Source organism: Pseudomonas sp. GCEP-101, from assembly GCF_025133575.1.
GTDB classification, from domain to species: domain Bacteria; phylum Pseudomonadota; class Gammaproteobacteria; order Pseudomonadales; family Pseudomonadaceae; genus Pseudomonas; species Pseudomonas nitroreducens_B.
In genome coordinates, this window is the sequence record NZ_CP104011.1 from 4,879,750 (window position 1) to 4,894,680 (window position 14,931).

12 protein-coding genes are annotated in these 14,931 nt (G+C 67.0%); 7 read left to right on the top strand and 5 right to left on the bottom strand.

Annotated elements, in window-relative coordinates; translation table 11 throughout:
- Positions 1–184: 184 nt before the first annotated feature.
- Together N0B71_RS22240 and N0B71_RS22245 are read left to right on the top strand one after the other, a co-directional pair.
- The gene (locus N0B71_RS22240) at positions 185–1,486 is read left to right on the top strand and encodes an MFS transporter (protein WP_259754958.1); all 1,302 of its coding nucleotides are present in this window, start codon (positions 185–187) and stop codon (positions 1,484–1,486) included.
- Between the two features lie 19 nt (positions 1,487–1,505).
- On the top strand, positions 1,506–2,282 hold the full coding sequence (locus N0B71_RS22245; RefSeq protein WP_259754960.1) for a substrate-binding domain-containing protein: 777 nt from the start codon (positions 1,506–1,508) through the stop codon (positions 2,280–2,282).
- On the opposite strand, the gene N0B71_RS22250 is transcribed toward N0B71_RS22245, so the two are convergent.
- From N0B71_RS22250 to N0B71_RS22265, 4 genes are all read right to left on the bottom strand, one after another.
- Positions 2,268–3,176 carry a LysR family transcriptional regulator gene (locus N0B71_RS22250; RefSeq protein WP_259754961.1) on the bottom strand — a complete coding sequence of 303 codons (909 nt, stop codon included), beginning with the start codon at positions 3,174–3,176 and terminating at the stop codon, positions 2,268–2,270. The two genes, N0B71_RS22245 and N0B71_RS22250, sit on opposite strands and share 15 nt — an antisense overlap.
- Before the next feature lie 115 nt (positions 3,177–3,291).
- Entirely contained in the window at positions 3,292–3,630 is a 339-nt protein-coding gene (locus N0B71_RS22255) for a hydroxyisourate hydrolase (protein WP_259754962.1), read from the bottom strand.
- An 8-nt stretch (positions 3,631–3,638) separates the two neighbouring features.
- Positions 3,639–4,148, bottom strand: a complete 510-nt coding sequence (locus tag N0B71_RS22260) for a nucleoside deaminase (RefSeq protein WP_259754963.1) — start codon at positions 4,146–4,148, stop codon at positions 3,639–3,641.
- A gap of 50 nt (positions 4,149–4,198) precedes the next feature.
- Positions 4,199–5,539: a nucleobase:cation symporter-2 family protein gene (locus N0B71_RS22265; RefSeq protein WP_259754964.1), complete on the bottom strand. Its 1,341-nt coding sequence runs from the start codon at positions 5,537–5,539 to the stop codon at positions 4,199–4,201.
- Between the two features lie 180 nt (positions 5,540–5,719).
- Between N0B71_RS22265 and N0B71_RS22270 the strand changes: the two genes are divergently transcribed.
- From N0B71_RS22270 to N0B71_RS22290, 5 genes are all read left to right on the top strand, one after another.
- Complete coding sequence (locus N0B71_RS22270) at positions 5,720–6,634, top strand: LysR family transcriptional regulator (protein WP_259754965.1); 915 nt, start codon at positions 5,720–5,722, stop codon at positions 6,632–6,634.
- Positions 6,635–6,798: 164 nt separating this feature from the next.
- Positions 6,799–10,665 carry an autotransporter outer membrane beta-barrel domain-containing protein gene (locus N0B71_RS22275; protein ID WP_259754966.1) on the top strand — a complete coding sequence of 1,289 codons (3,867 nt, stop codon included), beginning with the start codon at positions 6,799–6,801 and terminating at the stop codon, positions 10,663–10,665.
- Between the two features lie 210 nt (positions 10,666–10,875).
- A complete protein-coding gene (locus N0B71_RS22280; RefSeq protein ID WP_259754967.1) occupies positions 10,876–11,310 on the top strand; it encodes a DUF1795 domain-containing protein in 435 nt (144 codons plus the stop codon).
- Between the two features lie 9 nt (positions 11,311–11,319).
- Entirely contained in the window at positions 11,320–12,702 is a 1,383-nt protein-coding gene (locus tag N0B71_RS22285; RefSeq protein WP_259754968.1) for a PAAR domain-containing protein, read from the top strand.
- A complete protein-coding gene (locus N0B71_RS22290; RefSeq protein WP_259754970.1) occupies positions 12,692–12,925 on the top strand; it encodes a hypothetical protein in 234 nt (77 codons plus the stop codon). Before N0B71_RS22285 ends, N0B71_RS22290 begins: the two co-directional genes overlap by 11 nt.
- A 30-nt stretch (positions 12,926–12,955) precedes the next feature.
- Here N0B71_RS22290 and N0B71_RS22295 read toward each other — a convergent pair whose 3' ends face one another.
- The gene (locus tag N0B71_RS22295) at positions 12,956–14,905 is read right to left on the bottom strand and encodes a type VI secretion system Vgr family protein (protein ID WP_259754971.1); all 1,950 of its coding nucleotides are present in this window, start codon (positions 14,903–14,905) and stop codon (positions 12,956–12,958) included.
- Positions 14,906–14,931 lie beyond the last annotated feature (26 nt).

The window sequence follows — 14,931 nt, forward strand, 5'->3', positions numbered from 1 at the left end:
GGGCACGCATCCCGCGTGGCGAAGCGGGAAATTTCGGGCCGGGTTCAGCGAACTTTTCGGGTATTGATAAGGGTTTTGCATCAATGCATGCAAACATAGCACTTATCGTTTCAAATTGTGTCGAGCAGAATCCGGCCTTCGCAAGCGTCAACAAGCCTAAATAAGATCGCTGGAGAAATGACCTATGCATGCCTCCCACACCCCGGGCTCGCCCTCCGCACGCTCAAAGGCGGGCGCCGTCTTCCGCGTGACCTCGGGTAACTTCCTCGAACAGTTCGATTTCTTCCTCTTCGGCTTCTACGCCACGCAGATAGCCGCCGTCTTCTTCCCGTCCTCCAGCGAATTCGCCTCGCTCATGATGACCTTCGCGGTGTTCGGCGCGGGCTTCCTGATGCGCCCGCTCGGCGCGGTGATCCTGGGCGCGTACATCGACGACGTGGGGCGCAAGAAAGGTCTGATCGTCACCCTGTCGATCATGGCCAGCGGCACCCTGTTGATCGTCCTGGTGCCGGGTTACGCCAGCATCGGGCTCTGGGCGCCGTTGCTGGTGCTGGTGGGGCGGCTGCTCCAGGGGTTCTCCGCCGGTGCCGAACTGGGCGGCGTCTCGGTCTACCTGGCGGAAATGGCCACCCCGGGGCGCAAGGGCTTCTACACCAGCTGGCAATCGGCGAGCCAGCAGGCGGCGATCGTGGTGGCCGCGGGCTTGGGCTACGTGCTGAACCAGCAGCTGTCGCCGGCCATGGTGGCCGACTGGGGCTGGCGGATTCCCTTCGCGGTGGGCTGCATCATCGTGCCGTTCATCTTCGTGCTGCGCCGCAGCCTGGAGGAAACCGAGGAGTTCGCCAAACGCGCGCAACGCCCGACCATGAAGCAGGTGTTCGCCACGCTGGGGCGCAACTGGAGCGTCGTCGTGGCAGGCATGCTGATGGTGGCCATGACCACCACCGCGTTCTACCTGATCACCGTCTACGCCCCGACCTTCGGCAAGACCGTCCTCAACCTGAGCACCACCGACGCCTTGCTCGTCACGCTGCTGGTGGGCGTATCGAACTTCATCTGGCTGCCCATCGGCGGGCACCTGAGCGACCGCTTCGGGCGCAAGCCGATGCTCATCGCCATGACCCTGCTGGCGGTGTTCACGGCGTATCCGGCGCTGTCCTTCCTGGCCGCTTCGCCCAGTTTCGCGCACATGCTCGAAGTGCTGCTCTGGCTGTCCTTCCTCTATGGCCTCTATAACGGCGCCATGATCCCCGCCCTGACCGAAATCATGCCGGTCGAGGTGCGCGTCGCGGGCTTCTCGCTGGCCTACAGCCTGGCCACGGCGGTGTTCGGCGGATTCACGCCGGCCATCTGCACCTGGCTCATCCACCTGAGTGGCGACAAGGGCGCGCCGGGCTACTGGATGACGTTCGCCGCGCTGTGCGCGCTCTGCTCGACCCTGCTGCTCTACCGCGACAGTTCCTCCCGCGCCGCCGTGCCGGCCTGACTGACTGAGAGACTCCCCGATGAAAACACTGGCGAAACACCTTGCCGCACTCTCCATCGGCCTCTGCGCGCTGAGCGCCGGGGCCTCTGCCGAAGAGCTGGACGTCATGACCTCCGGCGGCTTCACCGCGGCGTTCAAGCAGTTGAACCCGGCGTTCGCCCAGCGTAGCGGCGACACCATCCACACCGTGCTCGGCCCGTCCATGGGGCAGGCCCGCGAAGCGATTCCCCAGCGGCTGGAGCGAGGCGAGAACGCCGATCTGGTGATCATGGTCGGCTACGCGCTGGACGAGCTGATCCGCCAGGGTAAGGTCGACCCGGCGTCCAAGGTGGAACTGGCGGACTCGCGCATCGGCATGGTGGTGAAGCAGGGCGCCGCCAAGCCGGACATCGCGACCGCAGAGGCGTTCCGCAAGACCCTGCTCGACGCCACGTCGCTGGCCTACTCCGACAGCGCCAGCGGGGTGTACATCCAGAACCAGCTGTTCCGCAAACTGGGCGTGGAGCAAGCGGTGGCCCCGAAGGCGAAGATGATCGAGCGCATCCCGGTGGCGTCGGTCGTGGCGTCCGGGCAATACCAGATCGGCTTCCAGCAGGTCGCCGAATTGCTGCCCGTGCCCGGCGTGACCTTCGTCGGCAAGATCCCGGAAAGCCTGCAGTCCGTCACCCGCTATTCCGCCGGCATCCCGCGCAACGCCAAGCACCCGGCGCAGGCCAAGGCGCTGCTGGCGTACCTGTCGTCGCCGGCGGCGCAGCCGGTCATCCAGGCGACCGGGCTGGACTCAATCCCCCGCTGACCGTACCGGCATGTCCCTGACAAGCCGCTCCAGTTCGAGTGCCGCCGGCGTCAACGCGCGTCCGCGGCACTTGATCAACCCCACATGCCGCATCACCTGCGGCTCCTCCAGCGGTACCGCGGTCAGGATCGGATGACTCGTGCGCGGCATCGCGATCGAAGGCACCGCCGCCACGCCCACCCCGGCTTCCACCAGGCCGATCGCCGTCGTCACGTGCCGCGTCTCGCAGATGCTCTGGCGCGGCGGGTGCAGGCGCTTCAGGGCCTGGCTGAGGATCAGGCGATTGCCCGAGGACTTGTCCAGCGAGATGTAGTCGTACTCGTACATCTGGCTCCAGGTCACCGACGGCAGGTCCGCCAGCGGATGGTCGCGGCGGCAGGCCATCACATAGCGCTCCTCCAGCAACCGCTCGAAGATCAGCTCGGGCCCCAGGTGCCCGGTGAAACTGACGCCGAAGTCCGCTTCGCCGCTGGCCACCGCCGCGTTGACGTCATTGGCGCTGGAGTCCAGCACCATGATCTTGATGCGCGGATAGAGCCGATGGAATTCGCTCACCACCTGCGGCATGAAGTAATAGGCCGCCGAGGGCACGCAGGCGATGGTGACGCGCTCGGTCCGGCTGGAGGCGACCTCGGCGATGTTCATCAGCGCGCTGTCCAGGTGATCGAGCACCCGCTCGACTTCCGGCAGGAAGGCGCGGCCGACCGGGGTGAGGCTCACCTTTCGCGTGGTGCGCTCGAACAGCCTGACGTTCAAGGCCGATTCGAGCTTCTCGATGCGCCGGCTCAGCGCCGGCTGGGTGATCTTCACGGCCTCGGCGGCCTTGCGGAAACTGCCTTTCTCGACAACGGCGCGGAAGGCTTGCAGGTCGTCGAGGTCGAAGTTGATGCTCATGGCGGGGCTGCGCTATTGATAGAAGAGCTGCATCAATAGCATGCCCGGCCGAGATCGGAAACGCCTGCGACCGCGCTTGCCCGATACGAAGCGCCACAGCGCAGGCATTCGCCGTTCAGGCACCGCCACGGAAGCAGGACACGCCCCAGGCGGTGAGCTTGAACGGCAGGTGATAATGCTGGCGCGCATCGCCGATGCCGAAGCGGTAGATCAGCTCATCGAGGAACGGCGTGGCGGGCAGGGCGGCCCCAGCCGCGCGGTAGAAGGCGGCGACCTGCAGGCGCACGTCGTAGACGCCGCTGCCGAACTGCTCGCCCAGGGTTTCCAGCCCCGGCAGCAGCCCGCGCTCATCGATGCGCCCGTGCAGGACGGGCGCGCCGTCCGGACGCCCGATGCTCACTTCCAGGCCCTGCGCCACGCGCCCCGTGGCGATGTCGACGACGTGGATGGACACGCCGCCGTTCATTCCCAGAACCCCGCGTGGGCGGTCGCGGCTTCGTCCTCCAGCAGGGGGCCGTGGACCACGACCGCGCGCTGGCCACGGGCGAACACGTCGCGGCAGGGCAGGGAGAAGGTGGGGTTCTCCGGGTGCGCGCCGGTCAGGCCGAGCAACGCGTGCTCGGACAGCGCATAGACCACCCGGCCGATGCCCGTCCAGTAGATCGCCCCGGCGCACATGCAGCACGGCTCCGCGCTGGTATACAGCGTGCAGTTCGCCAGCTCCTTCGGGCTCAGCAGGCGCGCGGCCTGGGCGGCTGCCACGAGTTCCGCGTGCTGGGTCGGGTCGCCTTCGGGCGGCATGGAATTGTTGCCGGCGCGGGCGACCACGCGGCCCTCGGCATCGGCGACGAGAGCGGCGAAAGGATGGCGCCCGCGCTCGCGGGACTCTTCGGAGAGGCGGATCGACTGGCGCAGCAGGTCCAGGTCGAGTTCGGACAGGCCGGCCGGCGTAAGGTTGCTGAAGTGGCTCATGGAGATTCCTTGGGCAGTGAAAGGGCGCGCGCCGGAGCGCGCGCGATGGGTCACTGGGTGGTGCCGGCCTGGCTGGCCGGTTCGGTGGTGGCGCGCTGCTCGCCATTGAGCAGCAGGTTGAGCAGGATCGCGGTGATAGCGCCGAGGAAGATGCCGCTTTCCAGCACCAGTCTGAGCGGGCCGCTGGCGTGTTCGAAGAGGGCGGGGAAGGACATCGGCAGCACGCCGATGCTGATCGAGACGGCGACGACGATGCCGTTGCGGGTCCCCTCGAAGCGCACGCGGGAGAGCTCCTGGATGCCGGCGACCGTGGTCATGCCGAACATCACGATGGCGCAGCCGCCCAGCACGGGCGTGGGCACCGCCGCGATCAGCGCGCCAAGCTTGGGGAACAGCCCCATCAGCACCATGATGGCGCCGGCCGCGGCGACCACGAAGCGGCTCTTCACGTTGGAGAGGGCGATCAGCCCGGTGTTCTGGGTGAAGGCGTTATAGGGGAAGCTGTTGCAGAAGCCGCCCAGCAGCGTCGACAGGCCGTCGGCGCGGAAGGCGTCGCTCAGGGTACGCTGGCTGGTCGGCTTGCCCACCAGCTTGCCGATGGCCAGGCAGTTGCCGGTGGTTTCCGCCATGATCACTAGCATCGCCAGCACCATGATCAGGATCGGTGTCACGGAGAACTGCGGTACGCCGAAGGCCATCGGCGGGCTCAGCTCGAACCACGCCGCTGCGCCGACCTGGCCGAAGTGGGTCATGCCGAAGGCCGCCGCCACCAGGCTGCCGGCGATCAGCCCGAGCAGCACGCTGAGGTTGCCGATGAAGCCGGAGAACCGCGCGTAGATCACCAGCGTGATGGCCACGGTCGCAAGGCCCAGCAGCAGGTTGGCCGGCTTGCCGAAGTCTTCCGCGCCGGGGTTGCCGCCGCCCAGCCAGATGGCGGCGGCGGGCATCAGGGAAATGCCGATGATGGTGATCAGGCTGCCGATCACCACCGGCGGGAAGAACCGCAGCAGGCGACTGAACAACGGCGCCAGGGCGATGGTGATGGCGCCGGCGGCGATCACCGCGCCGAACACTTCCTGCAGGCCGAACTGCTTGCCGATCATGATCATCGGTGCCAGGGCGATGAAGGAGCAGCCCTGGATCAGCGGCAGGCGTGCGCCGAAGCGCCAGAAGCCGAGGGTCTGGATCAGCGTGGCGATCCCGGAGGTGAGCAGGTTGGCGTTGATCAGCGTGACGACCTGCGCCTGGGTCAAGCCCAGGGCGCTGCCCAGGATGAGCGGGACGGCAACGGCGCCGGCGTACATCACCAGGACGTGCTGCAGACCGAAGGTGAAGAGCTGCCGCAGGGGCAACAACAACTCGTCCACCGGGTGAACGTGGGTGTGGCTCATGTCATGTATCTCCTGAAGGTGCGGCTCTTGTTGTTATTACGGGCGCCCGGAGTGACACGCAGCACAGTGGTCGAGGGCAGCTGCTGCCGATGTCGAGGGGGATGATCCTGCGCTACAAGCGATGGAACAAATGAATAACCATCGTTAGTATCGATGGATCATCACGCCGGAGCCGAACCGATGCGCTTTTCCCTGGAGCAGTTGCAGGTCTTCGTCGCAGCGGTCAACGCCGGTTCGTTTTCCGCCGCCGCGCGCCGCCTGGGGAAGACCCAGTCGACCATCAGCGCCGCCATCGGCAACCTGGAGACCGACCTGGGCGTCGAGCTGTTCGATCGCTCCAGCCGCATCCCCTCGCTGACGCCCGCCGGGCACAAGCTGCTGTTGCAGGCCGAAGCGGTGCTGGAGCGCTGCTACGCGCTGGAAGGCAGCGCCGACAGCCTGGCGGACCAGGTTGAGCCCTCGTTGACGCTCGCCATCGAGGTGCCCTATGCCTCGCTGATCCCGGTGCTGAGTGAGTTCGACGCGGCCTTTCCCTTCGTCGACCTGCTGATCCGCCACCCGCTCAATGGCGACGTCAGCGAGTTGGTGCTCAAGGGCGAGGCGGATCTCGGCGTGGCGTTCTCGCAGCCGCACTACCCGCAGGCGCTGGCCTTCCAGCAGCTGGGCAAACTGATCATGGCCCACGTCTGCCACGCCACCTTTCCCCTGGCCCGGCGCGCTCAGGTCGGCTTCGCCGATCTGCACGCCTACCGCCGCCTGGCCTACGTGGCCCATGCGCAGAAATTGCCCAGCAGCGAATACCTGCGCGCCGCCCAGGTGTGGCGGGCGGAAAGCTACCTGGCGCTGGTGGAGATGGTCCGCGCGGGCCTCGGCTGGGCGACCCTGCCGCGGCAACTGATCCAGCGTGAACTCGCCGCGGGCGAACTGGTGGAGTTGCAACTGGAGGCCTACCCCCACACGGACTGGCTGGTGGGCGTCGATCTGCTCTGGCAACGCCAGCGCCGGCCGGGCAAGGCGGAGCGCTGGCTGCGCGAATGCCTGCAGCGGGCGAAGGTCTACGAACTCGACCGCCAAGGTGTGCAGACGACGCGGTAGGGCAGGCGTGCAGCGCGGCACTGTGTAGCGTTTCTGAAACGCTGGGCTACAGTCTGCTTACGAATGCCTATCGGCAGGCGTCTACGGCGAGCCAGGGAGTACGGCGTGCGGCTGCGGCGTTCGTTTGCAATTGCCACGGACGAAACGCAACAAGGAGGTTCGCCATGCGCACGCCACCCGCGCGCCCCTCACGCCCTGTCCACGCCAGAACCGCCCTGAGCCTGGCCATCGCCAATGCGCTGGTCCTGGCCCTGCTACCCGAGCCGGCCCACGCAGCCTGCGGGGAGCAGAGCGGCGACTACGCGACCTCGCAGACCTGCACGCCGCCGAGCGGGAGTTCCGCGGAAATATCGACGCGACCGGGTACGACCCTGACGACCAGCGCCGGTAACGCGCTGCTGAGCCGTTCGACCAATGCGGCATCCACCATCCTGCTCAACGGCACCGTGGTCCTGAGCTCGCCCCCGACAGCGGCCAGTGCCGTTCAGGCGCAGATCCTGGGCAACACCGGCCTCGGGCAGGCGATGATCGAGTTCCAAAGTGGGAGCAATGTGGTCCGACTGGCCGGCAAGGGCCAGGATGCCGTAGCCATCATCAACACCAATTCCGGGACCTCCTCCCTGGTGGTGAGCAGCGGCGCGACGCTCGACATCGAGAACCGCGTGACGGGCACCGAGCACGACGGCATCGATGTCACGGCCAGCGGGGGCGGGGACATCAGTTTCCAGCGCCAGGGCACCGGCGCCATCCTCACCTACGGCGGCAACAACATCTGGTTGAAGGCCGTGGGCAGCGGCAATGTGAATGCCACCGTCGGGGCCGGCGCAAAGCTCACGGTCAACAACAACGACCCGTTGTCCGCTGGCGATCCGAACATCGATGACGAAAACGATCCCCAGGCCGGCACCGGCAACCATGCCGGCCTGCATACCCGCGCTGTCAACGGCAATACCCGAGTGAGCAACGCCGCGACCATTCGCGGCATCGGGCAGAACGCTTTTGGCATCTTTACCGAAGGCGGTGCGGGCATGACCAGCCTCACCAATACCGGCACCATCACCACCGACGGCCTGAACGGTTTCGGCATCCGCGCGCTGTCCACCACCGGCAGCATCAACGTCGTCAACAGCGGCGACATCACGACCACCGGGAATAACGGGCACGCCATCTACGTCAACGACAATGTCGGGGCGACCGGCGACATCAGCATCCAGAACGACGGCGACCTGGTGGTCGGCAATGACAGCGACCCGGGGGGGGCGCGGGGGATCTACGTCATCAAGCGCGGCACGGGCAATTTCAGCCTGACCGGCAGCGGCAACATCACCGTCAGAAACGGGCCGGATTCCACGCGGGCCAACGGCATCATCATCACCACGGCGCAGAACGGAACGGTGGACTACAGCGGTGACATCGTCACCAGCGGGCCGGGAGCGGGCGCCATTCGCCTCGACTCTTCCGGCGGCGACGCGACGGTGAACTACACCGGCACCAAGCTGGAAACCCTCAGCACGCAAGCCCACGGCATCTACGCAACCGCGCTGCTGGGCAAGGCGACGATCAGCTCCAGCGGCACCATCACCACCCATTCCCAAGGCGCTGGCGGGGAAGGGACGGGGATCGAAGCCTACGGATTGCGCGCCGAGACCGGCGGACAGGACGCCAGCATCACCTACACGGGCCCGCGCATCGATGTGAACGGTAGCGGTGCGGCCATTCTCGCCAGAACCACCTACAAGTCGGGCACCGGTGCGGGCCAGGCAACGATCGACAACAGCGGCGAGCTGATCGCCAGGGGCAACCGCCAGCGCGGGATTCACGCCATCACGGTGACCGGCGACCAGACGATCATCAACCGTGGGGCGATCACTACCCAGGGCGACACCAACAGCCAGGGGATACTGGCGCAGGCTTCCGGTGCGGCCAGGATCACCGTGCAGAACAGCGGCAACATCACGACCCATGGCAGCATCGCCTCGGGCATCGACGCGCTCACCGTCGGAGGGTCCGTCAGTGTCAGCAACAGCGCGGCCATCCTCGGCGGCTGGGGCCAGAGCACCGGTGTCTCCCTGGCTGGCGAGACCCAGGCGTTGAGCAATACCGGCACCATCGGCGCACTGAGCGACCGCGCCGTCCTGGGCGATGCCAGTGGCCCGGATGCCACCGTGACCATCGACAACGGCGGCGAGATCGTCGGCTCGATCACTGCGGGAACCTCCCAGGTCAGCATCGCCAACCAGGGCAATTGGGTCGTGCGCAATTTCGCCGACAGCAATGGCGACGGCGTTCGCGACAGCTGGGCGGTGGCCGTCAGCAATCTCGGCACCGCCAGCGGCAACCGCATCGACAACAGCGGCACCCTCACCCTGGCGGCCCAGCCGAGCGGCGGCATCCAGACGTTCGATGCGACGGGCGCCTACCTGCCGCTGGGGCAGAGCGCCAATGCTCCGGTGCAGGGCGGCGCGGTGCAAGGCCAACTGCTGGGCGTGGGCACCTTCACCCACAGCGGGCTGATCGACCTGACGGGTGGCGGCAGTGCGGTAGGCAACGTGCTGCTCATCAGCAACGGGCAGGTCGCCGGCAGCAACGGCGGCGGCGTGTTCGTCTCCAATGGCGGGCGCCTGCTGCTCAACACCGAGCTCAACGAAGGGGGCGCCAACAGCCGCTCGGACATGCTGGTGGTGGACTCCACCGCCACGGGCAGCGGTGGCGCCACCGGCCTGCTGGTGAACAATGTCGGCGGCCAGGGCGCCCTCACCGAGGGCAATGGTATCGCCGTGGTGGACCTGCTCGATACCGCCGTGGCCGCCAGTGACGCCAACGCCTTCCGCCTGGCCCGGCGGGTCGTGGCCGGCCCCTACGAATACCAGCTCTACCGTGGCGCGCCCGATGGCAGCGGGACGCAGACGTGGTACCTGCGCTCGGATATCGAGCCCACGCCACCGACTCCGCCCGATCCGCCGACCCCGCCCAATCCCCCGGAGCCGCCGCCGCCCGGGCCGCCCACGCCGCCGGAACCGCGTACACCGAACTTCCGTCCCGAGGTATCGCTGTACGGGGCGCTCCCGGCGCTGGCCCTGGTCTATGGCCGCACCATGGTCGATACCCTCCACGAGCGCGTGGGTGAGGAACGACCGACGGCGTGGCAACAGCCACCCGCCGAGGATGAAAGCACCTGGGGCCCGTCCCTGGGATGGGGGCGCGTCATCTACCGCAGCGGCAAACAGGACGGCGACCGCAAGGACAGCGTCGGCAACACCCCGGAGTACAACTACGACCTGACCGCCTTCCAGGTCGGCGCCGACCTGTACCGCAAGGAGCGGGCCGATGGCAGCCACGACCAGGCCGGTTTCTCCCTGGGCATCGGCAGCATGGACGCCGGCGTCAGCCACTACACCGGCCGCAACGCCGGCGATGACACGCTGCGGGCCTACAGCCTGGGCGGCTACTGGACGCACTTCGGCCAGGAGGGCTGGTACCTGGACGGCGTCCTGCAAATCAGCCGGTACGACATCGAGGCGCGCCCCAACGAGCTGTCCAAGCTCAAGACCAAGGGCTGGGGTTACACCGGGTCGCTGGAGGGCGGCTACCCCTACGAGGCGGACAAGGACCTGTGGGTCGAGCCGCAGGCCCAGGTGATCTACAGCTACGTGGACCTCGACGACAGCGACGACATCGGCGCTGACGTGCGCTTCCGCGATGTGGAGTCGCTGATCGGCCGGCTCGGCGTGCGCATCGCCAAGGACTGGGAAACCGAAGGCAGCGACAGGAGCCGCCGGCGCACCCAGGGCTGGGTCCGCCCCAGCGTCTGGCACGAGTTCAAGGGGCAGCCGAAGACCGAGTTCTCGTCGCAGTCGGGTTACATCCCGTTCGAGGCGAACATCGATGGCACCTGGGGCGAGGTCAACCTGGGCATTGACCACCAGGCCAGCGAGAAGGTGACCTTCACCGTCTCCGCCGGCTACCGCGAAGCCTTCGACGGCGACAGCCACGGCTACGATGCGATGGTCGGGTTCAAGTACCTGTTCTGACCGCGTTCGACAGCTGCCAATCACCGGTTGGCGGCTGTCGATTGCTGCTCCCTTGCACCCCGTGCCCGTCGTTGTCATGGGCGGGCCAGGTGCTATCGCTGTGACGCGCTGCGCGACGCTGGCACAATGCAATCCTTGATTGTTCGGATGCGTTGCTGGAAGATTTTTCGTTCAGCTCAGAGAGCAGAATCCTACGGAAGGGGTTAAACATTGTCGCTCTATCGCCTCAACGAAGCGGACCTGGATATTCCCGATGCCTGGCAGGACCAGAGCATCAACATCTTCAAGCTGCCCGCCAATGGCCCGGCCCGCGAAGCCAGCTTCGTCATCAGCCGGGACGCCAGCCAGGGCGACGCCTCGTTCGCCGAGTACGTCAGCGGTCAACTGGCCAATGCCGAAAAGCAGTTGCCGGGGTTCAAGCTGTACAAGCGCTGGGACTTCAACATCCATGGCCACGCCGCGGTGATGCTGGACTACCAGTGGCAGCGCGAAGGCCGTGACCTGATGCTGCGCCAGGTGTTCATCGAACGCCGTCCGGCGGTGCTGATCACCACCCTCACCACCACGCCCTACGACCTGCCGCACCATGAAGCGGCCTGGAAGCAGGCGATGCAGAGCCTGGTACCCCAGCCGACCACCGTTTGAGTACGCCGCATGGATGCGCAAGCTGCAGCACGCCTGGGCGATGAGATCGCCCATGGTTTCGGCGTCGCCGCGATGGTCGCGGGCGCGGTCGCCGGGGCCCTGATCGGCGCCGCGGTAGTCGCCGCCACGGCCGCCACCGGTGGCCTGGCGGCGGTGATCATCGCCGGTTCGATCGCCGCGGGCGGCCTGTCGATGTTCCAGATCGTCAAGGGCCTGACCACCATCTTCGAGTTGCCCGAGCCCACGACCGGGGTGCTCATACGGGGCAGCTTCAATGTCTACGTGAACAGCCGCAACGCGATGCGCGCGGGCGACGATGCGTCGTCCAGCTGCACCGGGCTGCCGCTGAACCACCCGATGTGGCCGTTCCCGGTGGTGATCGCCGAAGGCAGCGCCACGGTGTACATCAACGGCAAGCCCGCCGCGCGGCTGCAGAGCAAGATGGTCTGTGGCGCGCACATCAAGACCGGCAGCAAGAACACCTTCATCGGCGGCCCGACTGAGCGCGTGGCCTTCGTCCTCGACCTCGAGGAATGGTTGCACACCGGGCTGGAGGCGCTGGGCATCGTCGCCGCGCTGGGCGGCCTGGTGCTGGCGGCGATGGCGGGCCTGGCAGCACTGGGCACGTTCGTCGGCATCGGCGCCCTGATGATGGGCGGCATGACCCTGCTGGGCGAACTCGGCGACCGTCTCGGCCCCGGTTACCGCGACCTGCTGCAGGGCGTGGCCGGCATGGCGCTGCTGGGGCTGAGCCCGAAGCTGGCGCGGCGGGCTGCGCTGGAGGAGCCGCCGCCGAAGACGCAGGTGCCCAAGGGCTTCGACGAGGTCTACGCCAAGGCGCCGGCGGCCAAGGCCGAGATCGACGGCGTGGCCGACGAGTTGGCGGCGCAGTACGGCGGCAAGGTCGCCAAGGCGCCGATCAAGTCGCAGGCGCGGGCCATCGAGAAGATCAACGGCGATTACAAGGGCGACCCGACCAAGATCAAGGACCTGGCGCGCAACACCATCATCGTCGAGGGCGACAAGGTCAACACGGTCGCTGGCGAACTGGCCAGCCGTGGCGCCAAGGTCAAGGTCATCGACGGCGCCAGCGACCCGCTGGGCTACAGCGGGGTGAACTCGACGATGAACACCAAGGCCGGGATACCCGGCGAGATCCAGGTCAACTCGCCGGAGATGATCTACGCCAAGGAGTCCGAGCCCATGGCCCGCGTGCTGCTGGGCGACGACGCCTACAACGCGGTCGCGGCGAAGACTGATGTGCCCGGCGGCCTGGGGCACAAGTACTATGAGGAATGGCGGGTGCTCGATCCGAAGTCACCCGAGGCCCAGGCCATCGCCGAAAAGAGCCGGGCCTACTACGACGCCGTGAGGACGGGAAATGGGAATTGAAAAGGGCGAGGTTTTCGCCCAGCGCGACATCTACATCGACTACGACTTCGAAGACGTCACCTACCGCTGGGATCACCGCACCAGCACGGTCTACGTGCGCTTCTACGGCGAGCCCGAGCATCCCGAGCCGGTGCCGCAGGATAACCCGCTGTTCAACGACGCCCTGCGCTTTGGCCGCGAGATCAGCCGCGAGGAATACCTGCGCGGCTTTCCTGCGCCCTGAGCGGGCGCCCAGGGCAGGGCGCCCGAAGGTTCAGGAGGCCTTGGGCGGCGGCGGGAAGGCCGCCTGTACCTCGGCGTCGATGCTGCCCTTGTTGCCCTGCCCCTGGGCATCCACCGCGCTGGCGCCGCCTGAGTTGAGGTCCAGCCGGCCGCCGGTGTCGATGTTGCCATTGCCGCTGGCGTAGATATTGAAGGCGCTGCCGGAGATGTTGATGCGCCCATCGGCGTTGAACTCCAGCACGCTGAGGCCGCAGACCAGGCGGATCTGCGCGCCGGCCTCGATCAGGTACTGAATGCTCACCTTGTCGCTCTTCATGCCGCCCACCAGCAGGCTGTCGTTCTGCTTGACCGCCCGCGAACGGTGCTGGCCGATGCGCACGTTCTCGTCATTGCCGATGTTCTTGGTACGGTTGTGGCCGACGCTGTGGCTCTCGTCGACTTCGACGACGATGTCCTGGTTGCGCTCGGCGTGGATGTACAGCTGCTCCGCGCCTTTCTTGTCCTCCATGCGGATTTCGTTGAAGTTGGCCGGCGTGCCGCCCTTGCTGGAGCGACTCTTGATGCCGCTCTGGGTGGCATTGGCGGGGAGGTCGTAGGGCACCGCCTGGTCGGCGTTGTAGACGCGCCCGGTGATGATCGGCTGGTCCGGGTCGCCTTCGAGGAAGCTGACGATCACCTCCTGGCCGATCCGCGGGATCTGCACGCTGCCCCAGTTCTTGCCGGCCCAGGCCTGGGACACGCGGATCCAGCATGAGCTGTTTTCGTTGGACTGGTCGTGGCGATCCCAGTGGAAGTGCACCTTCACCCGGCCGAACTGGTCGGTGAAGATTTCCTCGCCGCTGGGGCCGACCACGCGGGCGGTCTGCGGGCCGCGGACGCTGGGCTTGCGGGTGATCTCCAGCGGGCGGAAGGTCTGCTGCGCATCGGTGCAGGTGAGGTTGCACAGGTACTGGCCGCCACCGCCGCTGCCGCTCTCCAGGGACTCCTGGGTGACGCGGTAGCTGGCGCCGACGATCAGGTATTCGCGGTTCTGGTCGGCGCGGGAGAAGCCGGTGAGGCTGAACAGGTCACCGCTGGCCAGGCCGCGCGCGTTGCCGCTGAACTCCACGCGCTCGTGCAGGCTCTGCAAGGCGTCGATGCGGTTGCGCGCGTACTGCTCGCCATGCTCGCTCTGCACGTAGGCGCCGGGGTAGTCGTACAGCGCGTAGTCGCCGGCGCTGTGCGGGCGGGGTTGCGCCGAGCGCACGTCCATGCGCGCGGCGGGGCGCTGGAAGTCGTAGTCGTTGAGTTCCAGGGAGCCGGGCTGTACCTGCTGCGCCAGGCGCCAGTCGTTGAGGTGGTCGCGCTCGCGGTGCTGGCCGTCCGGCGGGTAGTAGGGCACCTGCGCGTAGCCGGCCGGTGTGCGGTGGGCGCCGTAGGCGTCGGCCAGCACCAGCACGTGGCGGTCCTTCTCGTGGCGGAAGTAGTAATAGATGCCTTCCTTCTCCATCAGCCGGCTGACGAAGTCCAGGCTGGTCTCGCGGTACTGCACGCAGTACTCCCACTCGCGGTAGCTGCGGCTCAGGGCATCCTCGAAATCGGAAAACCCCAGGTCGCGGAAGACCTGCTTGATGATCTGCGGCACGCTCTGGTGCTGGAAGATGCGGCAGTCGGAGGTGCGGCTGAGCAGCCACAGCCAGGGCCGCAGCGTTACCTGGTAGGCCGCGAACTGGCCGATGTCGATGCTCTGCCCGCAGCGCGCCACCAGGCCATGGAAATGCCGCTGGCCGCCCTCGGGCAATTGCACCGATACGCACAGCGGCTTGCCCAGCAGTTGGTTGAAGTCCAGGTTGGCATCGCGGGAGACCAGTTGCAGGTCGTACTCGAAGAGCCGCCCCAGCTCGTCGTTGCCGGAGAAATCGCGCAGCAATAGCGCGTCCGGGCCCAGCGGGCTGGAGACCTGGGCGAAGCGGGAATGTTGCGTGAACGGGGTGAACTGCATGGAAATATCCGGTCCTCTGCCTTGCT